The following is a 24,316-nucleotide window of genomic DNA, read 5'->3' on the forward strand; positions in this document are numbered from 1 at the left end:
AAAATGGAGTCGATCCCAATGCGAACCGCTTCCCCTGCCGCCATCGAAATCGTCAAGGCCACCGCACCCGCCATCGAGAAGCACGGCGTTGCCATCACCACGGCGATGTATGCGCGCCTGTTCCAGAATCCGGACGTGGCCGCGATGTTCGATCGCGCGGCGCAGGATAGCGGCGAGCAGCCCAAGCGCCTCGCGGCGGCGATTCTGGCCTATGCCAAGAACATCGACAAGCTGGGCAACCTGGGGTCGGCGGTGCAGCGCATGGTCGCTCGCCACGTCGAAACCGGCGTGAAGGCCCAACATTACCCGCTCGTGGCCGAAGCACTGCTTCCGGCGATCCGCGACGTGCTGGGCGCCGATGTCGCCACCGACGAAATCCTGGCCGCGTGGGGCGAAGCCTACTGGATGCTCGCGGATATCCTGATCGCCGCAGAGGCGCAGGTCTACGAAGACGCCGAAGCGGCGTAACGAAGTTCGGCGGGGCGCCCCTCGCGCCCCGCCGTTCACTCAGTTTTCGACTTCGAACGTGATCTCGGCATGCTGGCGCAAGCGCTCGACCAGCGCCTCGCCCACGAAGGCCCCCGGCGTTGCCACGCCGCCCGCCACATCCGATTCGATCAGCGCCAGCCCCGTTTCGGTCAGCATCCGGCTGGTCGAGCCATAGCCCGGATCGTAGCGGCCCTTCACCCCGTAGTGAATCGTGCGCCCGTCGGGCATCTCTCCCACGAACAGCAGGTCATAGCTGCCGTTGTCGCGCACTTCCTTGGTCGGCCCCTCGCCCGGCTTGGGATCGTTGGGCGTGCCGATCATCGGGGTCACCGCGATGTAGTCGGCCACGGCCTTGCCCTGATCGCCCGGTCCGGTGAGGATCATCTCGTCGTAGACGAAGTCCTTGCCGAAGGGGAAACCGAGCAACTGGTTCGTGCGGTGGACGTTCTTGACGTTGATCACCGCCATCACGAACGGCGCACCCCAGCTGCCCAGCGTCTCGTCATAGGCCGGCACGTCGGCGGCCGGTTGCTCCGGTCCCTCGAAACCCGGCGTCAGGCCGAACGGGCTGGCCATGATCTGGCCCAGCGCCGGCTCCTTGGCGATGGCCGCCAGCGTTGCCTTGAGGCTGGCCGCAGTGCCGCCCGAAACGCCGCCCTTGGTATCGCGCACGCGCCCCTTCACGCGCGGCGCCGGTGCGCCGAAGCGCGCGACGGCTTCCTTTTCCAGCATCAGCACGCCCAGGTCGAACGGGATCGAATCGAACCCGCACGAGAAGCAGATGCGCGCGCCGGTCTGCCGCGCCTGCGCATCATACTTGTCGATCATCTGGCGCATCCACACCGGCTCGCCGCACAAGTCGGCATAATCGGTGCCCGCCTCGACGCAGGCCTTTACCACCGGCTCGCCATAGAGCTGGTACGGGCCGACCGTGGTGACAATCGACTTGGTCTGCTGGGCCATAGCGGCGATGCTCGCCGGGTCGGCGATATCCGCCACGATCAGCGGCGTGTCCTTGGGCGCGCCGATCAGGTCGCGCACTTCGGCCAGCTTGTCCGCGCTACGTCCCGCCATCGCCCAGCGCGGGCCTGACGTGCCGTAGTGCGTGTTGAGATATTCCGCGACCAGCCGCCCGGTGTAGCCCGTGGCGCCGTAGATCACGATATCGTACGGGCGCGAGGCCCTGTCGGTAGCCATGTTTTGCTCTCCCTGAATGCTCAGAATCCGTATTGGCGGCTGGCGAGATCGAACATGATCTCCTCCGATCCGCCGCCGATCGCCATCACGCGCACTTCGCGGTAGATCCGCTCGACCCGGCTGCCTCGGATGAAACTCGCCCCGCCAAGAATCTGGCACGCCTCGCGCGCGCAGAATTCCATGGTCTGGGTCGCCTGCACCTTGAGCAGCGCGAACTCGCCGGGCGCGGCCTTGCCGTTCAGGAGCGTCCACGCGCAGTGATCGATCCACGCCTGCGTCGCCTGGATGCGGCGCAGCATGTCGGCCAGCTTGTGGCGGATCACCTGGTTGGACACGAGCGGCTTGCCGAAAGTCTGGCGCTCGCGCGCCCAGTCCAGAGCGTCCTCGAAGCACAGCCGCGCGTTGGCCGCCGCCTGCTGCGCCATGCCGATACGCTCGCCGTTGAAATTGCGCATGATCCCGGCAAAGCCCCCGTTTTCCGGGCCGATCAGGTTTTCCGCGGGCACTTCCACGTCATCGAAATGGATCGTTGCGGTATCGGAGGCATGCCAGCCCATCTTGTCGAGCGCGGTGCGCGAAACGCCGGGCCGGTCCATCTCGACCAGCAGCAGCGAAACGCCGCCGATCCCAGCCCCGCCGGTGCGGACGGCCAGCGTGATGTAGTCGGCGCGCATCCCCGAGGTGATGTAGGTCTTCTGTCCGTTGACCACGTAGCTCGCGCCCTTGCGCTCGGCCCGCGTCTTCAGGTTGGCGACGTCCGATCCGCCCCCCGGCTCGGTGATGCCCAGTGCGATGATCTTCTCACCCGCCAGCACGTCGGGCGCAATGCGGCGCTTCATCGCATCGCCGCCCATGGCCAGGATGGGCGGCAGGCCGATGCCGTGCGTCATCAGCGAGGCAACGATGCCGCCCGCGCCCGGCCGGCACAGTTCCTCGCTCTGGACGAAGGAATGGAAGATGTCGAAGCCTTCGCTCGCCCCGCCGAATTCCTCGGGATAGCCAAGGCCCAGCACGCCCGCCTGCGCCGCCTTGCGGTGCAATTCGCGCGGCAGCCGGCCTTCGCGCTCCCACGCATCGACATGGGGCAGGACTTCGCGGGTGACGAAGGCGCGCACGCTGTCGCAGACCGCTTCGTGGGTTTCGTCGTAGTGGGGCGAGCGGGTGCGCCACTCGTCGAACAGGTAGGCCATCGGGGCGATCCTCATCAGGCACGGCGGGCTTCGCTCCCGCTCTCGTCCCCGCTGGTATCGCGCCCGCCCAGACCTTAGTCAATCGAGCGATTAAATTCCGGCGCGAGGCTCACAGCCTGGGCAGCGTGACCCCGCGCTGGCCCATGTATTTGCCCGCACGGTCGGCATAGCTGACCTCGCACGGCTCGTTCCCCTGCAGGAACAGGAACTGGCACGCGCCTTCGTTGGCATAGATCTTGGCCGGCAGCGGCGTGGTGTTCGAAAACTCCAGCGTGACGTGCCCTTCCCAGCCCGGCTCCAGCGGGGTCACGTTCACGATGATGCCGCAGCGCGCATAAGTGCTCTTGCCCAGGCAGATCACCAGAACGTCGCGCGGCACGCGGAAATATTCGACCGTGCGCGCCAGCGCGAACGAGTTGGGCGGGATCACGCAGACGTCGGTCTTGCGATCGACGAACGAGTTCGAATCGAAGTTCTTCGGGTCGACCACCGCCGAATCGACGTTGGTGAAGATCTTGAAGTCGTCCGAAACGCGCGCGTCATAGCCGTAGGACGACAGGCCATAGCTGATGCAGTTGTCGCGGCGCTGGCTCTCGACGAAAGGCTCGATCATGCCTTCGCTGAGTGCCTTCTCGCGGATCCACTTGTCGGAAAGAATGGCCAAGACGTACCCCCGGATTGCGTGCTGGTCAGCCCAGCTGCGCCGGACCGAATGCGTGGGGCAATAGCACCGAAAGCCGCGTTTCCAACACGTCATGCGCGCCCACGCTCAGCACCAGCGGATCGGTCCCGCCCAGCTGCGCCAGTTCGCTCAGCACCTGCCGGCACCGCCCGCACGGCGTGACCGGCGCATCGATGCGGCCGCCCGGTCCGCCCAGCACCGCCACCGCGACCAGCCCGCCGCGCCTTCCGGCATGGCTGGCGAGCGCGCAGGCCACCGTTTCCGCACAGAGCGACAAGCCGTAGCTGGCATTCTCCATGTTCGCACCGGTCACGATCGCGCCATCGTCGAACAGCAGCGCCGCACCCACATGGAAACCGGAATAGGGCGCATAGGCGCTGTCCGCCGCGCGCCGCGCCGCCGCCACCAGCGCATCGCGCGCCGCGGGGCCGAGGCCGCTCACGGCTGCACCACCACCCAGCGCACCGGGCCTTCGGCACCGTTCACGCGCAAGCGGCGCGTCGCGGTCCACATCACCCACGGCCGCCCGGCATAGCCCGGCGCCAGATAGTCCTGCTGAACCCAGATGTTGCGGTCGATCACGGCCGCCAGATGATAGCGGTTTTCGATCCCGCGCGAAACCATCAGGATCGCCGGCTTGCCCACGTGCTTCTCGATCTGGTTGAGGAAAGTCGTCAGCTCGCTCTGCATCGCGGCCTCGCCCGGCGCTTCGGGGCAGGAACGCGAATCGATATCGAGCGCGATCGCGGGGGGCAGCAGGTCCTTCTCGCGCGGGACGGTGGTGACGAAGTTCGCCGCCTGCGCATCGGCCGGCGCGCACAGGTCATAGACGTGGACCGCGCCCGCTTGCATCCCGCGCTCGCGCACCGCCGCGATTCCTTCACCGAAGGCGGGATCGCGCCGATCCGGCCCCTCGCTGGCGGTCAGGTAGACGAAGTCGGCACCCGCCGCTTTCAGCAACCGCCAGTCGATCGTGCCATCGTGCCCGTCGAGCCAGGCGCCCTGCACCGGAAAGCGCGTTCGGTCCGGGCGCCAGGCGCGCGCCTCCCACCACGCCGCGCCGCCCGCGACGAGCAGCACCAACACCAATGCCGCCAGCAGGCGCTTGCGCGCCGCCTTGCCTTTTTTCGCCATGCTGGAGAATCGCGTCCCGGTCAGATCTTTGCGTCAGCCCCTGATATGCAGCACGCAGATCAGGGTAAAGAGCCGGCGGGCCGTGGCGAAGTCGGTCTCGATCTTGCCCTCGAACCGTTCCAGCAGCATTTCGGCCGCGCCGTTGTGGACGCCGCGCCGCGCCATGTCGATCGTCTCGATCTCCTGCGCGGTGGCGCGCCGGATCGCCTGGTAATAGGAATCGCAGATCGCGAAGTAGTCCTTGATCGGCCGCCGGAAGCGCCCCAGCCCAAGGACGATCGTCTCCAGCAGCTGTCCGTCGCCCGCGCCGTCGTCGCTGGAAATGGCGAGCGCCAGCCGCCCGTCCTCGACCGAGAGGCGCAGCCGGTAAGGCCCGGTGTGACCAGCCTCGAACGCGCGCAGCGGCTTGAAGGTGTTTTCCTCGATCAGGTCGAAGATGGCGATCCGGCGCTCCTGCTCGATATCGGCATTGCGCCAGATGATCGTCGCCTCATCAAGCTCGATATGCGAAATGCGCGGGTCCGCCATGGGGCAGTGTATTTCGCAGAGGCGAAAGCCGGGGGCAAGGTGATTTGCAGGCGGCATTTGCGCCATCCACAGGCTGTGGGTAAATTGTGCCACATCAGGGCAGCTCACTCGCTTGCCGCGAGGGCCTGCCCTGCCCCATTGAGGCTGCCATGTCTGCCAGCGAAGCGATCCTCTCGCGCGAACCCGATACGGTGCGCGCCCTGCCCTGCAACGTCGAAGCGGAAGCCGCCTTTCTGGGCGCGGTGCTGATCGACAACCGCATTCTCGAAGAACTGACCAGTCCGCTGAAGCCGGAGCATTTCTTCGCGCCGGTCCACGGCCGCGTGTTCGAGCGCATCCAGACCCTGATCGACCGCAAGGCGGTGGTCACCCCGGTCACGCTCAAGCCCTACTTCGAAACCGACGAAGGGCTGAAGGAGCTGGGCGGCACCGCCTATCTCGCGCGGCTGACCGCCGATGGGCAAGGCTTGCTCAACCCGCGTGAACTGGCGGAACAGATCTATGATCTGGCGCTGCTGCGCGAACTCATCACCGTGGGCCGCAACCTTGTCGAAGGGGCGATGGACACCAGCGAGGCGGTCGCTCCGCTGCAACAGGTGGAACAGGCCGAAGCCGCGCTCTATGCCGTGGCCGAAGGCGCGCAGACCGGCAGCGAGGCGCAGAGCTTCGCGCAGGCCACGCGCGCTTCGCTGGAAATGATCGAGAAGGCCCTGCTTTCGGGCGGCCACATCTCCGGCAAGACCACCGGCCTCACCTCGGTCAACGAGAAGATCGGCGGACTGCACGATTCCGACCTTATCATCCTCGCCGGCCGTCCGGGCATGGGCAAGACCTCGCTCGTCACCAATATCGCGTTCAACGCCGCCGACCGCCTGCGCCGCGACCTGGACGACGGCATTGCGCTGAAGGATTCGGTCGGCGCGGGGGTGGCCTTCTTCAGCCTGGAAATGAGCGCGGACCAGCTCGCCACGCGTATCCTCGCCGAACAGTCGGGCATCAGTTCCGAAGCGCTCCGCATGGGCCGGATCAGCCGCGAGGATTTCCAGCAGCTGTCCTTCGCCAGCCAGCGCCTGGCCGAACTGCCGCTCTACATCGACGATACCCCGGCGCTGACCATCGGCAGCCTTCGCGCAAGGGCGCGCCGCCTGAAGCGCCGGCACGACATCGGCCTGATCATCGTCGACTACCTCCAGCTGCTGCAAGGCTCGGGACGGTCGGACAACCGCGTCAACGAAATCTCGGAAATCAGCCGTGGTCTCAAGACTCTGGCCAAGGAACTCGCCGTCCCCGTGATCGCGCTGTCGCAGCTCAGCCGCGCGGTCGAACAGCGCGACGACAAGCGCCCGATGCTCTCGGACCTTCGCGAATCGGGCTCGATCGAGCAGGACGCGGACATGGTCTGGTTCGTGTTCCGCGAGGATTACTACGTCGCGGCGAAGGAACCGAAGGTGCCGCAGGGCAACGACGATCCCAAGGTGCAGGAAGCCCATGCCGCGTGGCAGGCGGAAATGGAGCGCGTCTATGGTCTGGCCGAACTGATCGTGGCCAAGCAGCGCCACGGCTCCACCGGCAAGGTCCGTATGCGCTTCGAAGCGCGCATCACCCGCTTCAGCGACCTCGCGCCCGACCAGCTGGCCGCCCACTCCTACGGCGACGACGAGTAGGGGCCTGATTCTCGGGCCGCCGACTTTTCTTGACTTTTCCACACCTCCGGCCTAGCTGCGCTTCTTTCCACTCATTCTTGCCTATCGGAGTGCCCGGATGGCGCGCGTTACCGTCGAAGATTGCGTCGACAAGGTTCCCAACCGTTTCGATCTCGTCCTGCTGGCCGCCGAGCGCGCCCGCGCGATCTCGGGCGGTGCCGAACTCACCGTCGACCGCGACCGTGACAAGAACCCGGTCGTCGCCCTGCGCGAGATCGCGGAAGAAACCGTCCGCCCGGCGGTGCTCAAGGAAAACCTGATCCAGTCGCTCCAGCGCGTGCTGCCTGACGACGACGACGAGGTCGATGAAATCGGCTCGCTGTCGCAGTCGGCCGAAGCGCTGCGCATCACCGCTGCGGCACCGGTGCGCAACACCTCGCTGGGTGCAGACTACGACGGATAAGCAGGTGCCCTGAAGGGCACCCGAAGGCATCCAACGGGTGCCTGGCCGGCTTCAAGGAAGGCGCCGGGGATAAAATCCCGGCGCCTTCTTGCGTCTGCGAACAAGGCTCGCCACATTTCGGTCATGGCCAGCCTCTCGCCCCTTCGTTTCGGCGGAGGCCCGACCGACCGTCGGGTCAAGGCCGTGCTCGGCCCCACCAACACCGGCAAGACCCACCTCGCCATCGAGCGACTCTGCGCGCATTCGTCGGGCGCGATCGGCTTTCCGCTGCGACTGCTGGCGCGCGAAGTCTATGACCGTGTCTGCGCCATCAAAGGTCCGCAGAACGTCGCGCTGATCACCGGCGAGGAGCGGATCGAGCCGAAAGGCGCGCGCTGGCACCTGTGCACGGTCGAGGCGATGCCGAGCCGGCCCGACCTCGCCTTCGTGGCACTCGACGAGGCGCAGCTTTCGGCCGATCCCGAACGCGGCCACGTTTTCACCGACCGTCTGCTGCATACGCGCGGGCGCGAGGAGACGATGCTGCTCGGCTCCGCCACCCTGCAACCGATGATCAAGGCGCTGGTGCCCGAGGCGGAAATCGTCTCCCGCCCGCGCTTTTCGACGCTCACCCACGCCGGCGCGAAGAAGCTGTCGCGCATCCCGCCGCGCAGCGCGATCGTCGCGTTCAGCGCCGAGCAGGTCTACGCCATGGCCGAGATGCTGCGCCGCTTTCGCGGCGGCGCGGCCGTGGTGATGGGCGCGCTCAGCCCGCAGACGCGCAACGCACAAGTGGAAATGTATCAGGCGGGCGAAGTGGATTACCTCGTCGCCACCGATGCCATCGGCATGGGGCTGAATCTTGACGTCACCCATGTCGCCTTCGCCGGCCTGTCGAAATACGACGGGCACCGCCAGCGCCGGCTGACCACCGCCGAAATGGCCCAGATCGCGGGCCGGGCGGGACGCCATCACAAGGACGGCACCTTCGGCACGCTGGCCGGCATGGGCGGGCACGGTCCCGAATTCACGCCCGAGGAAGTCTATGCGATCGAGGAGCACCGTTTCCCGCCGCTGACCCGGCTGTTCTGGCGCGAATCGGAACCGCGCTTCGATTCGCTGCGCACGCTGATCGACGATCTCGAAAGCCCCCCGCCCCGCCCCGAACTGGCGACCCCGCCCCAAGCCATCGATCTTTCGGTGCTGACCCGGCTGGCCGACGAGCCCGAGATCGCCGCATCGGTGCGCGGCCGCGGTTCGGTCCAGCGCTTCTGGCAGGCCTGCTCGCTTCCCGATTTCCGGCAACAGGGCGCGGAAACGCACGCGCGCTTCGTGGCGCGGCTGTGGCAGGACCTGCGCCACGGCTACCTGGGCGCGGACTACCTCGCGCAGTCGATCGCGCAGCTCGACAATCCCTCCGGCGACATCGACACCCTCCAGGGCCGCATCGCGGCAATCCGCAGCTGGTCCTACATCGCGCAGCGGCCCGACTGGGTGCTGGCGCACGACGAGATGGCGGCGCGAGCACGTGCGGTGGAAACCCGCCTGTCCGACGCGCTCCACGCGCGGCTGACCGAACGCTTCGTCAACCGCCGCACCACGGTGCTGATGCGCAAGGCGGGTGCCGACGCCGCGCTGCTGCCGGTGCGGCTGGCCGAAAGCGGCGCAGTGCTGGTGGACGACGAACCCATCGGCCATCTGGAAGGCTTCCGCTTCGTGGTGGATCCGCTCGCCCGCGCGGCCGACCGCAAGCTGTTGCTGGCCGCCGCCGAACGCCACCTGCCGGGACTGCTCGCCCGGCACGCCGCCGAACTGATGGCCGACGCCGCCCTGCCGGACGGGCTGCTGCTCGATGGGCGGAAGATCGTGTGGCGCGGTCATCCGGTGGCGCGGCTGGAAGCGGGCAAGGCGCTGCTCGATCCCCGCATCATGCTCGAACCCGCGCTCGACCGGCTGCCACTGCCCGAACGCGACAAGGCGGCCGACGCCGTCGCCGCTTGGTTCGCCGCGCTCGCCGCGGCCCCCCTCTCTCCTCTGCGCAGGCTGGAGGAGGCGAGCCGAGCCCCCGACTCCGGCTCGGCGCTGCGCGCACTGCTGCTGCGCCTGGTCGAAGCGGGCGGCGTCCTTGTCCGCGAAGGATCGGGCATCGACACGCTCGAGCCGCGCCAGCGGGAGGCCCTGCGCCGCCTGGGCGTCAGAATCGGCGCGCTAGACCTGTTCGTGCCGCAGGCGCTGCGACCGCGCGCCCTGGGGCTGTGGAGCCGGCTGGCCGGTTTGCGCGGACTGGCCCACGCCGCACCGGTAGCGGAAATGCCGGCCGCGCTGGATGGAAAGGCTACGCCGCTCGGCTACCGCCGCGTGGGCGCTCAGGCCATCCGCGTGGATCTTGCGGAAAAACTTCTCCAGGATGCGCACCGCGTGCGGCTGACCGCAAAGGGCAAGCGCTATTACCTCGATCCCACCCTGGCGCGGTCGATGGGGCTGACCACGGCCAGCTATGCCGCGCTGCTGCGCGCGGCCGGTTTCCGGGTCTCCACGGGTCGCCCCCTGCCCGAAGGGGCATTCGGCCCCCCTTCGCCGCCGCTGTGGGACTGGCGCCCGTCTCGCCCCAGCCCTGACGCCACGCCCGCGCGCACCGCGCCGCCCGCCACGGGTGCTTTCGCTGCACTGGCGGAGCTGATCCGCTGATGCGGGTGGACAAGCTGCTGTGGTACGTGCGGCTCGCCGCGACACGCAGTTTCGCGCATGATTGGGCACTGGAAGGACATATGCGGCTCAACGGACGGCGGATCGAGCGGCCCAGCGCCGCGGTCAGACCCGGCGACGTTCTGGTCCTTCCGACGCGCTCCGGGGTCAAGGTGATCGAGGTGCTCAGCCTGCCGACGCGGCGCGGTCCGGCGGCCGAAGCGCAGGCCTGCTATCGGGTGCTTGAACCCGGCGTGGAGCAGTTTGACGAACCCTCTGCGCGAACGGACGCTTGACGGGCGGCTGCAAACGCCTCTAGCACGACCGGAAACAGAGCCTGAGGGAAAATCACCGATGACCTACGTCGTCACCGACGCCTGCATCCGCTGCAAGTTCATGGACTGCGTAGAGGTCTGCCCCGTAGATTGCTTCTACGAGGGTGAGAACATGCTCGTGATCAATCCCAGCGAATGCATTGACTGCGGCGTCTGCGAACCGGAATGCCCGGCCGAGGCGATCCTGCCCGATACCGAATCCGGTCTCGAGCAGTGGCTCGAGCTCAACGCCAAGTATTCTGCCGAATGGCCGAACATCACCGCCAAGAAGGACGCGCCGGCAGACGCCGATGAGCACAAGGGCGAGGACGGCAAGTTCGACAAGTACTTCTCGGCCGAGCCCGGCGAGGGCGACTGACCGGATGTTGGACGGGGCGGTCGATTCGGTCGCCCCTGTCCAAGCCTCTCCAGCAGGCCATAGGCCCGAAATGGGCTTGATTGCGCGACCTTCCGTGGCTTCTCGCCGCAGATGAAGGCGATTTAACGCATCCGGGTCTGGCAATTTTATTACAGGACTGCTATATCGCTGGTCACGCGCCGGACGGTTTCGCCTGTCCGGCGCCTTTTCACCACGAGAAGGCAGGAAAAGCGGCAAACGGATCGCAGGGCTACGCAGACCGCGTTGAACGGTCGCTTTTTCCGGACATCTTCCCCCACAAGAGTCCGGGCCTGTACCTTAGGGCGAATTCCCGCCCGTTGCCGTCGTCGCTCCTGCCCGCGTCGAAAGGATAAGCAATGGCAACCAAGGCTCTTGCCTTCGATGTTGGGGATTACGTCGTCTATCCGAAGCATGGTGTCGGCCGGGTGGTCGAACTGCAGAATGAAGAAATCGCCGGGATGAAGCTGGAGCTGTACGTGCTCCGCTTTGAAAAGGAACGCATGACGCTGCGCGTTCCGGTGAACAAGGTCGAAGCGATCGGCATGCGCAAGCTGTCCTCGGACAAGACGCTGCGCGAAGCACTCGACACGCTCAAGGGCAAGCCCAAGGTCAAGCGCACCATGTGGTCGCGCCGCGCCCAGGAATATGAAGCCAAGATCAACTCGGGCGATCTCGTTTCGATCGCCGAAGTGACGCGCGACCTGTTCCGTGCCGACGACCAGCCGGAACAGAGCTATTCGGAGCGCCAGATCTTTGAAGCTGCGTCCTCGCGCCTCGCCCGCGAACTCGCCGCAATGGAAAAGACCGACGAACCCGCCGCGCTCCAGAAGATCCTCGCAATCCTGAACGAGCACGCGCCGAAGTACTACGAAACGGTCTGATCCGTTTCCCCTTCGCGCCGATGAAAAAGGCCGCCGGTTCACCACCGGCGGCCTTTTTCGTTCCCTCCCCCTCCCTTCCACCAGCCGCCGATGGTTTCCGGCGAACGACATGGCGCGCCAGCCGATGGTGCATTAGTCTGGCAACACACCTTTGGGAGTGCCTGCCATGTTCAAGGATCTTGCACGAACGCTTGCCGGCGTTGCGATGATCGGCCTCGCCGCCGCTGTTTCCGCCTGCGATTCCGCCAATGTCAGCATCGACGGCACAAAGGGCGTGCCGCTGTCGCAACTCGATCTATCGGGCAAGGCCCCCGAACAGATCACCCTGCTTGGCCCCGACAGGGTGCGCATCACGCGCGGCGCGGCGCTGGCCATCAGCGTCGACGGCGACAGCGCGATCAAGGACAAGCTGCGCTTCACGCTGAAGGACGGCAAGCTGGGCATCGCGCGCGAAACCTGGAAAAGCCACGATGCGGATGGCACCGTCACCGTCAACGTGACAGTCCCCGCCGCCCGCGAAGTGGTGCTGGCCGGATCGGGCCAGATCGAGGTCGACGCGCTGACCGGCGACAAGGCCAGCGTGACCATCGCCGGCTCCGGCCTGGTCGATGCCCCCGCCATCGATGCCAAGGAACTGCACGTCGATGTAGTCGGTTCGGGCAAGCTGCGCGCAGCGGGCAAGGCCGGCACGCTCAAGGTCACCGTGGCCGGCAGCGGCGACGCGTCGATGGAGGGCCTGACTGCAGAATCGGCGAAAATCGACGTCGCGGGATCGGGCAACACGCGCTTCGCCTCCGATGGAGAGGTCAAGGCCGACATCATGGGATCGGGCGAAGTGCGGGTAAAGGGCCGTGCGACGTGCAAGGTCTCGTCGATGGGATCGGGCAAGCTGATCTGCGAACCTTGACGTAGACGGGGCGCGGTTCAGTATTGGCTAACCGCGCCGCCCCCAATGCAGGGCCTTTCCGGGGGGAATATCGCATGACCCAACGAGTGATTCGCATCCGCTGGCCGCTCGCCATCGCCGCGCTGGCCCTGCTGCCGGGCTGCGTGGCGAAAAGCGCGTTCGATCTCGCCACCATGCCCGTCCGCGCAGGCGCGCGCGCCGTGAACACCACCGCCGATGTCTACGACCGCGTGACGGTCAGCGATTCCGAGCGCGATCAAAAGCGCGGCCGCGAAATCCGGCAGCGCGAAGAACGCTATGGCAGCCTTGAACGCGATTACGGCCGGGCGCGCGTGCGCTGCGAACGCGGCGATGACGAGGCCTGCATCAATGCGGGCCGGATCGCGCGCGACATGGACGCGATGCGCGCCTCGGTGCCCTACGAACGCGACTAGGCGGCAGCGCGCCCCAGCCGGTCGTTGATGGCCACGCCGATGCCCGCCATCGGCACGGGCGCCACCGCAATGCGCGGCTGCGGCGCATCCGCGGCCGCGTGGAGGCAGGCGTAAAGCCGCGCCGCCGCTTCGGCCAGATCGCCGCTTGCCGACAGCGTCACCTCGCCCTCGACATCGCCAAAGCCGATCAGGAATTCGTCCGGTTCGGCCGCGTGTGCCTCCAGACGCACCGGCTTGCCCGGCGCATAGTGGCTGGCGAGCTGTCCCGGCGCCTCGATCCCGCCGCCGTGTGACGTCATGCCGCCGGATTGCGCGCCCAGAACCGCGGAAATCCTGGCCTCATCGATGGGACCGGGCCGCAGGATCGCCCATGTCCCGTCCGCGCGCAGGCCAACGATGGTGGATTCGATACCCTGCTCGGTGATCCCGCCATCGAGGATCAGATCGACCCGCCCGCCCAGCGATGCCGCCACGTGCGCCGCCTCGGTCGGGCTGACCCCGCCGCTGCGATTGGCCGATGGCGCGGCCAGCGGCAGGCCGCATCGCCGCAGCAAGGCCTGCATCACCGGATGTGCGGGGCAGCGCAGCGCCACGGTGGGCAGTCCCGCGCTCACCGCGGCAGCCAGTTCCGCCCCGGCGCGGCGCGGCACCACCAGCGTCAGCGCGCCGGGCCAGAACGCGGCAGCAAGGCGGTGTGCCCGCTCGTCCATTTCCGCCAGCCGTTCCGCCGCCGCCAGATCGGGCACGTGGACGATCAAAGGATTGAAATCGGGCCGTCCCTTCGCGCGGTAGATCCCGGCCACGGCGCCATCGTCGTCTGCGCGCGCGGCCAAGCCATAGACGGTCTCGGTCGGCACGGCCACGGTACCGCCCGCGGCGATGATCCGGGCGGCCTCGGCAATGCCGTTTTCATCGGCCTGAACAATGACGGGAGGCTTTGTCGCGGTCATGGCTTGGCGCTATAGCGCACGGCGAGCGCTGCCAAGGAAAACAACAGATGGATTTCACCCCGCCAACTGCCGACCAGGTTCTCGCCATGCGGGTGTCTGCCGGGATCGACGAGCTTTCGCAGACGGAGCGTTTCGCCGCGGCCACGCCCGATCTGGTCGAAGCCATCGCCGAAGGCATCGGCGCACTCGCTGCGGGCGAATGGGCGCCGCTCAACCGCGCGGGCGACACCATCGGCGCGCGCTGGGCCGATGGCAACGTCGTGCTGCCCGAAGGATACGACGCCGCCTACCGCGCCTTTGTCGAACAGGGCTGGAACGCCATCGCCGGGCCGGAGCAGTTCGGCGGACAGGGGCTGCCCTTCACGCTCGCCACCTGCGTGCTGGAAACGCTGGGTGCGGCCAACATGGGCTTCACCCTGCTGCCGATCCTCACGGTCGGCGCGATCGAGGCGCTGCACCACCACGGCAGCGCAGAACAGCAGGCGCTTTACCTGCCCAGGCTGATCTCGGGCGAATGGTCGGGCACCATGAACCTGACCGAACCGCAGGCCGGGTCCGACGTGGGCGCACTGCGCACCACCGCCACGCCGATCACCGAAGGACCGCACGCAGGCAAGCACCGCATCGCTGGCACCAAGATCTTCATCACCTTCGGCGAACACGATCTGGCGGAAAACATCGTCCACCTCGTCCTCGCGCGCACGCCCGATGCCCCGGCCGGGTCGCGCGGCATCTCGCTGTTCATCGTGCCCAAGTTCCACGTCGGTGCGGACGGATCGCTCGGCGCGCGTAACGACGTGCGCTGCGTATCGATCGAACACAAGCTGGGCATCAACGTCTCGCCGACGTGCATCATGTCGTATGGCGACAACGGCGAGTGCATCGGCGAACTGGTCGGTCACGAGAACGAAGGCCTGAAGGCCATGTTCACGATGATGAACTCGGCCCGCATCAACGTCGGCAGCCAGGGTGTGCAGATCGCCGAGCGCGCGTTGCAGCAGGCGAGCGCCTATGCCCGCGACCGCATCCAGAGCGCCCGCTCCGGCTCGCCGAACAAGGCGCCCGTCGCGATCATCGAGCACCCCGACGTGCGCCGCATGATCCTGCGGATGCGCGCGCTGACCGAAGGCGCGCGCGCGCTGCTGTACTACACCGCCGGGCAGGTCGATCGCGGCGCCCTGGGCGACGAGGCCGCGCAGAAGCGCGCCGAACTGCTCGTGCCGATGCTCAAGGCCTGGGGCACCGACATCGGCTGCGAAGTGGCCAGCATCGGCGTGCAGGTCCACGGCGGCATGGGCTTCGTCGAGGAGACCGGCGCGGCGCAGCATTACCGCGACGCGCGCATCGCACCGATCTACGAAGGCACCAACGGCATCCAGGCGGCCGATCTCGTCACCCGCAAGCTCGGCTTCGACAACGGAGGCGTGCTGCAGGCGCTGATGGCGGACATCAGCGCCGAGATGGAGGACGTGCCCGAAGTCGCCGCGCTGGCGAAGGATGCCGCCGCGATCGGCCAGTGGATGAGCACCAACGCCTCGCTGGACGACAAGCTGGCGGGCAGCGTGCCTTTCACCACGATGTGCGCAGTGGCCGTGGCGGGCTGGCAACTGGCGCGGCAGGCACGCGCCAGCGGCGATGCCGCCAAGACGGCAGTGACGCGGTTCTTCAACCGCACCATCGTGCCCGAGGCGCGCGGCCTGGGCGCCTCCGCCATGGGGGGAGCCGAACTGCTCTACGCCATCGACACCGCTGCACTGGTTGGCTGAGCGGAGCGCACGGCCGATGGACGATACGCCCGCGCTGCTGACGCGCATTGCCGATGCGCTCGATCGGCTCGCCCCGCCGGCCCCGACGCCGGCCGACTGGCTGGCGCACCCGGCCTACGTGTGGGACGGGACGGCGGCGCGCGCCGTGCCGGTGCTGGAGGCGCCCGCGCTCGCCCTGATGCAGGGTATCGACCAGCAGAAGGCCGCCGTGGTCGCCAACGTCGCCCGCCTGTCGCACGGCGCGGCGGCGCACGACATGTTGCTGTGGGGATCGCGCGGCATGGGCAAGTCCGCGCTCCTGCGTGCCGCCACGCTGGCCGCACAGCAGGCTCTGCCGGGCAGCCTGGCCTTGGTGCAGGCCACACCCGACGCCGGCCTTGCGCGGCTCTTCACGCTACTGCGGGGCATCGAGCGCCGTTTCCTCGTGTTCCTGGACGATCTCGGCTTCGATTCGGGCGATGCCGACGCCGCCCGAAAGCTCCGCTCATGGCTCGAAGGCGGGGTGGAAGCGCGGCCGGCGAACGTGCGGCTTGCCGTCACCTCGAACCGGCGCGCCATCGTCGAGCGCCATACCTCGGAACAGGACGATCCGATCAACCCGCGCGATGCCGTGGACGACAAGCTGGCGCTGGCCGACCGCTTCGGGCTTTCGCTGGGCTTCCACGCCTGTTCGCAGGACGATTATCTGGCGATCATCGCCGGGTATGCCGCGCATCACGCGCTGGATTGGGAAGCGTCCGACGCGCTGGAATGGTCGAAGCGCCGCGGCGGCCGCTCGGGCCGCGTCGCCTGGCAATATGTCAACGAACTGGCAGGACGGGCCGGGCGCGCGATCTGAATCACGCGCCCGCGCCGCTGCCGCTTACGGCTGCGGCTTGGTCAGGTCCGAATTTTCGTCGGGGCGGGCGATGAACTTGCCGGTGCCCTTGGGCTTTGCCGGCAGGGGCGTGGACGGGATTTCGGCAATCGCCGCCGCCGGCGCCGCGCCGGGCGCGGTCACGCGCCAGATCACCCCGCCGGTATCGTCGCTGACGAGCAGCGCGCCGTCCTTGGCGAAGGCGACCCATGTCGGGCGGCCATGCGCCTTGCCGTCCTTGTCGAGGAAGCCGGTCAGCACCGGCACCGGCTGGTTCGGCAGCACGTTGCCGCGATCGTCAAAGCGGACGAAAACCACATCGTAGCCCGACAGCGGCTTGCGGTTCCACGAACCGTGCCGTGCGATGAACGCCCCGCTGGCGAAGCGGCTGCCCATCACGTTGCCGCCGCGTGCAAACGCCAGGCCGAGCGGCGCAGTGTGTGCGCCCAGCGCGTATTCCGGCTTGCGCACATATTCGAGCGTGTACTCCGGCATCGGCTCCTGCACGCGCCAGTCGATGTTCTTCTTCCAGTAGGCCCACGGCCAGCCATAGGTGACGCCCAGCGGCACATTGGTCAGGTAATCGGGAACGAGGTCCGAGCCGAGCATGTCGCGCTCGTTGACCACGGTCCAAAGCTCGCCCGTGCGCGGGTTGAAATCCAGCCCGTTGGGATTGCGGAGCCCGCTGGCATATTCGCGCGCGCTCTTGCGGGTGAAATCGTACTCGTGGATCGCCGCGCGGCCCTTCTCCTTGTCGATGCCGTTTTCGGCAATGTTCGACGAGGAGCCGACCGTCACGTAAAGCCGGTTGCCATCGGGGCTGAGCGCGAGGTTGCGCACCCAGTGGTTGCCGCCGCCGGGCAGGTCCATCAGCTTTTCCGGCGTGCCGGAAAGCGTGGTCTGGCCCAGCTGGTAGGGCCACGACACCACCGCGTTGTGGTTGGCGACATAAAGCCGCCCCTCGCGCAGGACCATGCCGAAGGGCGAATCGAGCGCCGGGTTGGCGATCACGAAGCGCTGTTCCGCCTTCCCGTCGCCATTGGCATCGCGCAGCAGAACGATCTTGTTGGGCGATGCCTCGCCCGCGCCGACCGCGTTCATCAGGTAGCCCATGACCAGCCCGGTGATGCCGCCGGGGCCGTCGCTCTTCGGCCCGTTGGTTTCCGCCACCAGCACGTCGCCATTGGGCAGGACCACCACGCTGCGCGGATGATCGAGACCATCGGCGAAACGGCTGACGGTCAGCCCCTGTGCCGCGACGGGGGCTTCGCCGGCCTTCCAGCCAATCGGCTTGGCCAGGCCAAGCGTGGGGAACGTCTGGGGCGCCGGCTCGGCCAGCTTGGGCTTCGGCCCGGTGGTATCCGCGAGCGGATATTGCGCGGTATCGCCGCGCAGCACCCAGACGAGGAACAGGCCAACGGCGACCACGAGCACGAGGGCACCGACAAGGATCTTTTTGAGGAGGCTCATGCCCCGCAAACTAGGCAGGCTGCGCCCTGCCCGCAATGGGCTTGCGCAGGCAGCACCGGGAAGTTGCGCGGCGCGACATTTGCGCCGCGCGCCGCTAGACTGGCGCCATGTACAGCTTTGAACCGACTCCCGGCCAGACCAGGGCCGAACTCCACGCCGACCTCCTCTCCGCCGCCAGCGCCCTGACCGAGGGCGAGCCGGACGCGGTCGCTAACATGGCTAATGTCGCTGCGCTGATCGCGCAGTTCATGGGCGATCTCAACTGGGCCGGATTCTACCGCATGGTCGGTGGCGAACTCGTGCTCGGCCCGTTCATCGGCAAGCCCGCCTGCATCCGCATCGCGCTGGGCAAGGGCGTGTGCGGAACGGCGGCAGCCAGCGGCGAAACCCAGCTGGTGCCCGACGTTCACGCCTTTCCGGGCCACATCGCCTGTGACGCGGCGAGCCGTTCCGAACTGGTCGTGCCGGTGATCCGCGACGGTGTGGTAATCGCGGTGATCGATCTCGATAGCCCCAGCCCTGCCCGCTTCGATGCGGACGATGCGGCCGGAATCGAGGCGCTGGCAAAGGCGATCGCCCAGCGCATCTGAAGATGGGGCGTCATGACGTCAGGTAAACGCCTTGATTTCAAAGCACTGTTGAAACGAAAAACCCCGCCCGGATGCACCGGGCGGGGTTCGCTTGTCCGTCAGGAAGCGCGGATCAGAGCTTGCGCCCGATCAGCTCCTTCATGATTTCGTTGGTGCCGCCGAAGATGCGGGTGACGCGCGCGGCGCGCCAGCTGCGAGCGATGGCGTATTCGTTCATGTAGCCAGCGCCGCCATGCAGCTGGAGGCACTTGTCCATGACTTCCCACTGCAGCTCGGTGTGCCACAGCTTGGCCGCGGCGCCTTCTTCCGGAGTAAGCTCCTTCCGGAGGTGACGCGCCAGAGCCCAGTCGAGATGCGCCCAGCCCACCTGGAGCTTCGACTTGAGATCGGCCAGCGTGAAGCGGGTGTTCTGGAAGTCGAGGATCGGCTTGCCGAACGCCTTGCGGTCGCGGGTGAAGGCGACGGTATCGTCAAAGGCCTTCTGCGCGGCGGCCTGCGCACCCACGGCGATCGACAGGCGCTCCTGCGGCAGTTCGCTCATCAGGTAGATGAAGCCCTTGCCTTCTTCGCCCAGGCAATTGGTGATCGGCACGCGCACATCGTTGAAGAACAGCTCCGAGGTATCGGCCTCGTCCTGCCCGATCTTGTCGAGCTTGCGCCCGCGCTGGAAGCCGTCGCGATCAGCTTCGACAAGGACGATCGACACGCCCTTCCACTTGGGCTCGATCTCGGTGTCGGTCTTGCAGCACACTAGGATCAGGTCGGCGTTCTGGCCATTCGTGATGTAGGTCTTCGACCCGTTGATCACGTAGTGGTTGCCGTCCTTCTTGGCGGTGGTGCGCATCCCCTGAAGGTCCGAACCGGTGCCCGGCTCGGTCATGGCGATGGCAGTGACCACCTCGCCCGAAACCATCTTGGGCAGCCACTTCTGCTTCTGCTCTTCCGAGCCATAGGAGATGATGTAGTTCGCGACGATGTCCGACTGCAGCGAGAACCCGGTCGAGGCACCGCCGTAGTAGGTGCCTTCCTCGTCGATGATCGCGTTATAGCCGAAATCGAGACCGAGACCGCCGTAGGCTTCCGGCACCGTGGGGCACAGCAGGCCCAGCTCGCCGGCCTTGGGCCACACGGACTTGGGCACGATGCCTTCTTCGGCCCACTTGGACGCGTTGGGGGCGATTTCGTTTTCCATGAAGCGACGCACCGTCTGGCGGAAGGCTTCATGGTCTTCGTTATAGGCGGTACGCGGAATCAGGTCGAGCGACATGGGCACGGCTCTCCATTATCTTGTCTGATAACGCAGATACGCCGCGCCCGATGTCGGGTCAACGAAATTTAATCAGTCGATTAATTGCCCTTTGGGTCAGATCGCTCCGCCGGTCAGGCGCTGGCAGATCAGGTCGAGCTGATCGAGCGTCTTGTAGCGAATGCTCACCGCACCGCTGGTGGGATCGGCGTCGGCGCTGATCGTCACCTTCAGCCCCAGGATCTCCTCGAGGTGCTGCTCCACCGCCGCGATGTCCGCCGAATAGGACGGATCGCGCGTCGCGCGCGCCTTGCGCGGTGCTGCATCGGGCCGCGACACGCGCTTGGCCATGCGCTCTGCATCACGCACCGAGAGTCCCTTGTCCACGACCTCGCGCGCCACCGGCAGGGGATCGGGCAATGCCGCCAGTGCGCGGGCATGGCCCATCGACAGTTCCTCGCGCTGGACCATTTCCAGCACTTCCTCGGGCAGGCTGAGCAGCCGCATCAGGTTGGCGACATGGCTGCGCGACTTGTCGACGAACTGCGCGATTTCCTGCTGGGTCAGGCCGTCGTTCTCGGACAGGCGCTGGTAGGCGCGCGCTTCCTCGACCGGGTTGAGGTCCTCGCGCTGCAAGTTCTCGATCAGCGCGAGCGCGGTCACTTCGCGCTCCTCCAGCTGGCGGACGATGGCGGGGATTTCGTGGACGCGCGCGCGCTGCGACGCGCGCCAGCGGCGCTCGCCGGCAACGAGCTGGTAGCGACCGCCGCCAAGCGGGCGGACGATGACGGGCTGGATCACGCCGCGCGCCGCGATCGACTTGGCCAGTTCCTCCAGCGCGTCTTCGTCGAAGTGGCGGCGCGGCTGATCGGGATGCGGCTCGATCTGCGAGACCGGCAGCAGCGCGATGCCGCTGTCGCGGCCCGCGCCCGCACCTGTGCCCGCACCCTCACCGCCATTGGCGCTGGCCGCCGGACGGGCAATCGCTTCCTCGCGCCGCGTCTCGCCCAGCAGCGCGCCCAGCCCCCGGCCGAGCGCCGCGCGCTTCGGCGTTGCCGCCTTCACACCATCCTCGCTGCTCATGCAGCCTTCCTCCGTTCGGGCAGGCGGCTGATCAGTTCGCGCGCCAGCTTCATGTAGGCCTGCGATCCGGCGCAGGCGTGGTCGTAGATCAGCGCGGGCAGCCCGTGGCTCGGCGCTTCGGAAAGGCGCACATTGCGCGGGATCACCGATTCAAAGACGAGATCGTGCAGGCACGAGCGCACGTCTTCGGCGACCTGGTCGGTCAGGCGATTGCGCCGGTCGTACATCGTCAGCACGATGCCGAGGATGCCGAGATCGGGATTGAAGCGCTCCTGCACGCGTTCGACCGTCTGCAGCAGCTGGCTCAATCCTTCGAGCGCGAAGAACTCGCACTGGAGTGGCACCAGCAGCGTGTCCGCCGCGGTCAGCGCGTTGAGCGTGAGCAGTCCAAGCGATGGCGGGCAGTCGATCAGGCAGATCTCGTGTCCTGCATCCGACGCGATGGCCGCGCGCAGGCGGCCGGTACGATCGTCCACGCTGACGAGTTCGACTTCCGCGCCGGACAGATCGACCGTGGCAGGCACAAGATCGAGACCGGGAATGCGTGTCGGCACCGCACAGTCGGCGATGGTCGCCTGGTCGATCAGCAGGTCGTACGAGGAGCGCAGCCGCTCACTGGCCGGGACACCGATGCCGGTGGAAGCATTGCCCTGCGGATCGAGATCGATCAGCAGCACCTTCCACCCCGTTGCCGCCAGCGCGGTCGCGATGTTGATGGCGGTGGTGGTCTTGCCCACACCGCCCTTCTGGTTCGCAACGGCAATCGTGATCATCGGCTGACGTCCTTTGCTTTGCGATTTTTGCCCACAGAACGCGTGGACGCGTTCGAGGAGGATTTCGCGGCGGGGCCTCCGCCAAGGAGACGTCCGACGATGAGGCCGGCGGCCGGATCGGTCAGCGATTGTTCCACGTGGAACGCATGTTGCCAGCTTTCCGGAAGCGCTTCCAGTTCATGCTGCGCCTTGGCCCCCTTCGGCAACAGCCAAAGCGTCTCGGGTGTGGAAAAGCGGGCGGACAACGCCAGCAATTTGTCGAGCGGTGCAAAAGCCCGCGCCGACAGCACGGCGTAAGACCGGGTGGGCAGATCCTCCACCCGCGCGAGGACGACCTCCACATTGGCGAGGCCGAGTTCGCTCGCGGCGCGGGCCAGCCAGTCGGTGCGCAACCGGCGCGAATCGACCAGCGTCACCGGGCGATCGGGTTCAAGCGCGGCGATGACAAGACCGGGAAAGCCGGCTCCGGTACCGAGATCGAGCCACGGCCCCACCGGCATTGTTTCACGTGGAACAGCGCCGAGCAGCTGCGCGCTGTCAACGATATGACGCTGCCAGAGATGTGGCAGCGTGCCGCGCGCCACGAGGTTCTGGCGCTCGTTCTCCTCGAGCAGCAGCGCGGCGATCCGTTCGAGCCGCGCCATGCCGGCGGCATCGACGCTCAGCTCTTCGGTGAGCCAAGCAAGGGCCTCGGCCTCCGTGGTGATGGCAGATGCGCTCATGCCGCGATCCTGCGACGGGCATGGACGAGCAGGCTGGCGAGCGCAGCGGGGGTAATCCCCGCGATGCGGCCCGCCGCCGCCAGTGTGTCTGGCCGGGACTTCTCCAGCCGCTCGACCATCTCACGCGAGAGGCCGGGCACGTCGGCAAAGGGAAAGCCCTCCCCCAGTGGCACCGCATCGCTCGCGCGCAAGTCGCGCAGTTCGGCATCCTGCCGGGCGAGATAGGGCGCATAGGCGGCGTCTTCCTCGACCTCCTCGACCAGCAGCGGATCGAAGGCTTCTTCGCCAATCCATGGCCGCAGCGATTCGAGCGCCACGTCGGGAAAACGGAGCCACTCCATCAGCGGCCGACGAGTGCCATCGGCACGAACCATGACTCCTTCGCGCGCGAGGTCGCCGGGCGTGGCCTGCTGCGACAGGGCACCTTCAAGCCGGGAGCGCGCCTCCGCACGGGCCAACCACCAATCGCGGCGCTCTTCGCCCACGCAGCCAGCGGCCAGTGCCAGCGGGGTGAGCCGCGACGAGGCATTGTTGGCGCGCAGACGCAGCCGATACTCGGCGCGCGCGGTCAGCATCCGATAGGGCTCGCTGACGCCGTGCAGCGTCAGGTCGTCGATCATCACCGCCATGTAGCTGTTGGCACGGTCGAGCGGCGCGGGCTCGCGGCCGAGCACGGCGGCCGCCGCGTGCATTCCGGCGACGAGACCCTGCGCGGCGGCTTCCTCATACCCGGTGGTGCCGTTGATCTGCCCCGCGCAATAGAGTCCCGGCAGCGCCCGCACTTCCAGGCTGCGATGGAGCGCACGCGGATCGATGTGATCGTATTCGACCGCGTAACCCGGCACGGTGATCTCCACCCCTTCGAGACCCTCGATCGAGCGCATCATCGCGACCTGGACATCGGTGGGCAGCGAGGTGGACACGCCATTGGGATAGACGGTGTGATCGCCCAGCCCTTCCGGCTCGAGGAAAATCTGGTGGCCGTCGCGATCGCCGAAGCGATGGATCTTGTCCTCGATCGACGGGCAATAGCGCGGACCCTGCGCGCCGATGGCGCCGGTGAACAGCGGCGAGCGGTCCAGCCCCGCGCGGATGATGTCGTGCGTGCGGGCATTGGTCCGCGCGATGGCACAGAACACCTGCGGCACCGGCCGCTCGCCATGCGTGTCGAGCGCGGTGAGCGGCGACATCGTCCACGGGTCGCGATCGCTCGGCTGCTCGGGCAGGCGCGCCCAATCGATGGTGCGGCCATCGAGGCGTGGTGGCGTGCCGGTCTTGAGCCGGGCCATCGGCAGGTCGGCAGAGCGCAGTTGCTGCGCGAGACGATGCGCCGCGCTTTCACCGATCCGGCCGCCGTCCATGCGCTCCTCGCCGCGGAACAGCCGGCCGCCCAGGAACGTGCCCGTGCAGAGCACGACCACCCCTGCCTCGAGCACGGTGCCGTCGGCGAGGTCGATCCCGGTCACGCGGCCCCCGGCCAGACGCAGCGCGGCGGCTTCGCCCTCCACCACGTGAAGGCCGGATTGTTCGGCGAGCATGCGCTGGATCGCCGCACGGAACAGGGCACGGTCCGCCTGGACGCGCGGCCCCTGCACCGCGCTTCCCTTCGAGCGGTTGAGCATCCGGTAATGGATCGCGGCGGCATCGGCGGCGCGGGCCATCAGCCCGTCGAAGGCATCGACCTCGCGCACGAGATGGCCCTTGCCCAAGCCACCGATGGCGGGGTTGCAGCTCATCGCGCCGATGGTGCGGGCATCGAAACTGACGAGCGCCGTGCGCGCGCCCAACCGCGCCGCGACCGCCGCGCTCTCGACGCCGGCGTGCCCGCCGCCGACCACGATAATGTCGAACTGGTGCATGGCCGCCGCGATAGTGGATTTGGCGTGCATCGTCAAAGCGCGCGATGTTTCACGTGGAACATTCGGGGTGAACCG

General features: G+C 67.4%; 25 protein-coding genes. 12 read left to right on the forward strand and 13 right to left on the reverse strand.

Going from position 1 to position 24,316, the window contains the following annotated elements:
- The first annotated feature begins 18 nt into the window (after nt 1–18).
- Nucleotides 19–468 (forward strand): globin domain-containing protein, encoded by a 450-nt coding sequence (locus tag OLX02_RS05270; protein WP_264420846.1) that lies wholly within the window; start codon nt 19–21, stop codon nt 466–468.
- Between the two features lie 39 nt (nt 469–507).
- Here OLX02_RS05270 and OLX02_RS05275 read toward each other — a convergent pair whose 3' ends face one another.
- From OLX02_RS05275 to OLX02_RS05300, 6 genes are all read right to left on the reverse strand, one after another.
- A complete protein-coding gene (locus tag OLX02_RS05275; protein ID WP_264420848.1) occupies nt 508–1,686 on the reverse strand; it encodes a saccharopine dehydrogenase family protein in 1,179 nt (392 codons plus the stop codon).
- A gap of 20 nt (nt 1,687–1,706) precedes the next feature.
- On the reverse strand, nt 1,707–2,876 hold the full coding sequence (locus OLX02_RS05280; RefSeq protein WP_264420850.1) for an acyl-CoA dehydrogenase family protein: 1,170 nt from the start codon (nt 2,874–2,876) through the stop codon (nt 1,707–1,709).
- 109 nt (nt 2,877–2,985) lie between these two features.
- Nucleotides 2,986–3,540, reverse strand: coding sequence for a dCTP deaminase (gene dcd / locus OLX02_RS05285; protein ID WP_264420851.1), 555 nt, complete (start codon nt 3,538–3,540; stop codon nt 2,986–2,988).
- Nucleotides 3,541–3,565: 25 nt separating this feature from the next.
- Nucleotides 3,566–4,000, reverse strand: a complete 435-nt coding sequence (locus tag OLX02_RS05290) for a cytidine deaminase (RefSeq protein WP_264420853.1) — start codon at nt 3,998–4,000, stop codon at nt 3,566–3,568.
- Nucleotides 3,997–4,692, reverse strand: coding sequence for a glycoside hydrolase family 25 protein (locus tag OLX02_RS05295; RefSeq protein WP_264420854.1), 696 nt, complete (start codon nt 4,690–4,692; stop codon nt 3,997–3,999). Before OLX02_RS05295 ends, OLX02_RS05290 begins: the two co-directional genes overlap by 4 nt.
- Nucleotides 4,693–4,725: 33 nt before the next feature.
- Nucleotides 4,726–5,220 carry a UPF0262 family protein gene (locus OLX02_RS05300; RefSeq protein WP_264420855.1) on the reverse strand — a complete coding sequence of 165 codons (495 nt, stop codon included), beginning with the start codon at nt 5,218–5,220 and terminating at the stop codon, nt 4,726–4,728.
- A gap of 149 nt (nt 5,221–5,369) precedes the next feature.
- On the opposite strand from OLX02_RS05300, the gene OLX02_RS05305 reads away from it, so the two are divergent.
- From OLX02_RS05305 to OLX02_RS05340, 8 genes are all read left to right on the forward strand, one after another.
- A complete protein-coding gene (locus OLX02_RS05305; protein WP_264420856.1) occupies nt 5,370–6,884 on the forward strand; it encodes a replicative DNA helicase in 1,515 nt (504 codons plus the stop codon).
- Between the two features lie 97 nt (nt 6,885–6,981).
- Nucleotides 6,982–7,326 carry a DNA-directed RNA polymerase subunit omega gene (gene rpoZ, locus OLX02_RS05310; protein ID WP_011443804.1) on the forward strand — a complete coding sequence of 115 codons (345 nt, stop codon included), beginning with the start codon at nt 6,982–6,984 and terminating at the stop codon, nt 7,324–7,326.
- A 123-nt stretch (nt 7,327–7,449) separates the two neighbouring features.
- On the forward strand, nt 7,450–9,993 hold the full coding sequence (locus OLX02_RS05315) for a helicase-related protein (RefSeq protein WP_264420861.1): 2,544 nt from the start codon (nt 7,450–7,452) through the stop codon (nt 9,991–9,993).
- Nucleotides 9,993–10,286: an RNA-binding S4 domain-containing protein gene (locus OLX02_RS05320; protein ID WP_264420863.1), complete on the forward strand. Its 294-nt coding sequence runs from the start codon at nt 9,993–9,995 to the stop codon at nt 10,284–10,286. The genes OLX02_RS05315 and OLX02_RS05320 overlap by 1 nt, the downstream gene beginning before the upstream one ends.
- Nucleotides 10,287–10,344: 58 nt before the next feature.
- Nucleotides 10,345–10,683 carry a ferredoxin FdxA gene (fdxA, locus tag OLX02_RS05325; RefSeq protein WP_084279690.1) on the forward strand — a complete coding sequence of 113 codons (339 nt, stop codon included), beginning with the start codon at nt 10,345–10,347 and terminating at the stop codon, nt 10,681–10,683.
- A gap of 377 nt (nt 10,684–11,060) precedes the next feature.
- Nucleotides 11,061–11,585 carry a CarD family transcriptional regulator gene (locus OLX02_RS05330; protein WP_264420868.1) on the forward strand — a complete coding sequence of 175 codons (525 nt, stop codon included), beginning with the start codon at nt 11,061–11,063 and terminating at the stop codon, nt 11,583–11,585.
- 166 nt (nt 11,586–11,751) lie between these two features.
- Nucleotides 11,752–12,492, forward strand: coding sequence for a head GIN domain-containing protein (locus tag OLX02_RS05335; RefSeq protein WP_264420869.1), 741 nt, complete (start codon nt 11,752–11,754; stop codon nt 12,490–12,492).
- A 74-nt stretch (nt 12,493–12,566) separates the two neighbouring features.
- On the forward strand, nt 12,567–12,926 hold the full coding sequence (locus OLX02_RS05340) for a hypothetical protein (protein WP_264420870.1): 360 nt from the start codon (nt 12,567–12,569) through the stop codon (nt 12,924–12,926).
- Here OLX02_RS05340 and OLX02_RS05345 read toward each other — a convergent pair.
- Entirely contained in the window at nt 12,923–13,876 is a 954-nt protein-coding gene (locus tag OLX02_RS05345; RefSeq protein ID WP_264420871.1) for an L-threonylcarbamoyladenylate synthase, read from the reverse strand. The genes OLX02_RS05340 and OLX02_RS05345 overlap by 4 nt on opposite strands.
- A gap of 47 nt (nt 13,877–13,923) precedes the next feature.
- Here OLX02_RS05345 and OLX02_RS05350 point away from each other — a divergent pair, with 47 nt between their 5' ends.
- A complete protein-coding gene (locus OLX02_RS05350; RefSeq protein WP_264420873.1) occupies nt 13,924–15,642 on the forward strand; it encodes an acyl-CoA dehydrogenase in 1,719 nt (572 codons plus the stop codon).
- Between the two features lie 16 nt (nt 15,643–15,658).
- On the forward strand, nt 15,659–16,480 hold the full coding sequence (locus OLX02_RS05355; protein WP_264420875.1) for an ATP-binding protein: 822 nt from the start codon (nt 15,659–15,661) through the stop codon (nt 16,478–16,480).
- Between the two features lie 24 nt (nt 16,481–16,504).
- Here OLX02_RS05355 and OLX02_RS05360 read toward each other — a convergent pair whose 3' ends face one another.
- A complete protein-coding gene (locus OLX02_RS05360) occupies nt 16,505–17,968 on the reverse strand; it encodes a PQQ-dependent sugar dehydrogenase (RefSeq protein WP_264420878.1) in 1,464 nt (487 codons plus the stop codon).
- A 107-nt stretch (nt 17,969–18,075) separates the two neighbouring features.
- Here OLX02_RS05360 and OLX02_RS05365 point away from each other — a divergent pair, with 107 nt between their 5' ends.
- The gene (locus OLX02_RS05365) at nt 18,076–18,558 is read left to right on the forward strand and encodes a GAF domain-containing protein (protein ID WP_264420881.1); all 483 of its coding nucleotides are present in this window, start codon (nt 18,076–18,078) and stop codon (nt 18,556–18,558) included.
- A gap of 112 nt (nt 18,559–18,670) precedes the next feature.
- Here the strand turns inward: OLX02_RS05365 and OLX02_RS05370 are convergent, their stop codons facing one another.
- From OLX02_RS05370 to mnmG, 5 genes are all read right to left on the reverse strand, one after another.
- Complete coding sequence (locus OLX02_RS05370) at nt 18,671–19,825, reverse strand: acyl-CoA dehydrogenase family protein (RefSeq protein WP_264420883.1); 1,155 nt, start codon at nt 19,823–19,825, stop codon at nt 18,671–18,673.
- 96 nt (nt 19,826–19,921) lie between these two features.
- Complete coding sequence (locus OLX02_RS05375; protein WP_264420885.1) at nt 19,922–20,887, reverse strand: ParB/RepB/Spo0J family partition protein; 966 nt, start codon at nt 20,885–20,887, stop codon at nt 19,922–19,924.
- Entirely contained in the window at nt 20,884–21,660 is a 777-nt protein-coding gene (locus OLX02_RS05380) for a ParA family protein (RefSeq protein WP_264420886.1), read from the reverse strand. The genes OLX02_RS05375 and OLX02_RS05380 overlap by 4 nt, the downstream gene beginning before the upstream one ends.
- Entirely contained in the window at nt 21,657–22,382 is a 726-nt protein-coding gene (gene rsmG / locus OLX02_RS05385; RefSeq protein ID WP_264420887.1) for a 16S rRNA (guanine(527)-N(7))-methyltransferase RsmG, read from the reverse strand. The genes OLX02_RS05380 and rsmG overlap by 4 nt, the downstream gene beginning before the upstream one ends.
- Nucleotides 22,379–24,241 carry a tRNA uridine-5-carboxymethylaminomethyl(34) synthesis enzyme MnmG gene (gene mnmG, locus OLX02_RS05390; RefSeq protein WP_264421192.1) on the reverse strand — a complete coding sequence of 621 codons (1,863 nt, stop codon included), beginning with the start codon at nt 24,239–24,241 and terminating at the stop codon, nt 22,379–22,381. The genes rsmG and mnmG overlap by 4 nt, the downstream gene beginning before the upstream one ends.
- Between the last annotated feature and the right edge of the window lie 75 nt (nt 24,242–24,316).

The sequence above is a fragment of the Novosphingobium sp. KCTC 2891 genome, assembly GCF_025938155.1.
GTDB lineage: Bacteria > Pseudomonadota > Alphaproteobacteria > Sphingomonadales > Sphingomonadaceae > Novosphingobium.

Excerpts from the sequence above, each read along its gene's own strand:
- OLX02_RS05270 (WP_264420846.1), top strand. The coding sequence starts at position 19 with ATGCGAACCGCTTCCCCTGCCGCCATCGAAATCGTCAAGGCCACCGCA.
- OLX02_RS05275 (WP_264420848.1), bottom strand. The coding sequence starts at position 1,686 with ATGGCTACCGACAGGGCCTCGCGCCCGTACGATATCGTGATCTACGGC.
- OLX02_RS05280 (WP_264420850.1), bottom strand. The coding sequence starts at position 2,876 with ATGGCCTACCTGTTCGACGAGTGGCGCACCCGCTCGCCCCACTACGAC.
- OLX02_RS05295 (WP_264420854.1), bottom strand. The coding sequence starts at position 4,692 with ATGGCGAAAAAAGGCAAGGCGGCGCGCAAGCGCCTGCTGGCGGCATTG.
- OLX02_RS05300 (WP_264420855.1), bottom strand. The coding sequence starts at position 5,220 with ATGGCGGACCCGCGCATTTCGCATATCGAGCTTGATGAGGCGACGATC.
- OLX02_RS05305 (WP_264420856.1), top strand. The coding sequence starts at position 5,370 with ATGTCTGCCAGCGAAGCGATCCTCTCGCGCGAACCCGATACGGTGCGC.
- rpoZ (WP_011443804.1), top strand. The coding sequence starts at position 6,982 with ATGGCGCGCGTTACCGTCGAAGATTGCGTCGACAAGGTTCCCAACCGT.
- OLX02_RS05315 (WP_264420861.1), top strand. The coding sequence starts at position 7,450 with ATGGCCAGCCTCTCGCCCCTTCGTTTCGGCGGAGGCCCGACCGACCGT.
- OLX02_RS05320 (WP_264420863.1), top strand. The coding sequence starts at position 9,993 with ATGCGGGTGGACAAGCTGCTGTGGTACGTGCGGCTCGCCGCGACACGC.
- fdxA (WP_084279690.1), top strand. The coding sequence starts at position 10,345 with ATGACCTACGTCGTCACCGACGCCTGCATCCGCTGCAAGTTCATGGAC.
- OLX02_RS05330 (WP_264420868.1), top strand. The coding sequence starts at position 11,061 with ATGGCAACCAAGGCTCTTGCCTTCGATGTTGGGGATTACGTCGTCTAT.
- OLX02_RS05335 (WP_264420869.1), top strand. The coding sequence starts at position 11,752 with ATGTTCAAGGATCTTGCACGAACGCTTGCCGGCGTTGCGATGATCGGC.
- OLX02_RS05340 (WP_264420870.1), top strand. The coding sequence starts at position 12,567 with ATGACCCAACGAGTGATTCGCATCCGCTGGCCGCTCGCCATCGCCGCG.
- OLX02_RS05345 (WP_264420871.1), bottom strand. The coding sequence starts at position 13,876 with ATGACCGCGACAAAGCCTCCCGTCATTGTTCAGGCCGATGAAAACGGC.
- OLX02_RS05350 (WP_264420873.1), top strand. The coding sequence starts at position 13,924 with ATGGATTTCACCCCGCCAACTGCCGACCAGGTTCTCGCCATGCGGGTG.
- OLX02_RS05355 (WP_264420875.1), top strand. The coding sequence starts at position 15,659 with ATGGACGATACGCCCGCGCTGCTGACGCGCATTGCCGATGCGCTCGAT.
- OLX02_RS05360 (WP_264420878.1), bottom strand. The coding sequence starts at position 17,968 with ATGAGCCTCCTCAAAAAGATCCTTGTCGGTGCCCTCGTGCTCGTGGTC.
- OLX02_RS05365 (WP_264420881.1), top strand. The coding sequence starts at position 18,076 with ATGTACAGCTTTGAACCGACTCCCGGCCAGACCAGGGCCGAACTCCAC.
- OLX02_RS05370 (WP_264420883.1), bottom strand. The coding sequence starts at position 19,825 with ATGTCGCTCGACCTGATTCCGCGTACCGCCTATAACGAAGACCATGAA.
- OLX02_RS05375 (WP_264420885.1), bottom strand. The coding sequence starts at position 20,887 with ATGAGCAGCGAGGATGGTGTGAAGGCGGCAACGCCGAAGCGCGCGGCG.
- OLX02_RS05380 (WP_264420886.1), bottom strand. The coding sequence starts at position 21,660 with ATGATCACGATTGCCGTTGCGAACCAGAAGGGCGGTGTGGGCAAGACC.
- rsmG (WP_264420887.1), bottom strand. The coding sequence starts at position 22,382 with ATGAGCGCATCTGCCATCACCACGGAGGCCGAGGCCCTTGCTTGGCTC.
- mnmG (WP_264421192.1), bottom strand. The coding sequence starts at position 24,241 with ATGCACCAGTTCGACATTATCGTGGTCGGCGGCGGGCACGCCGGCGTC.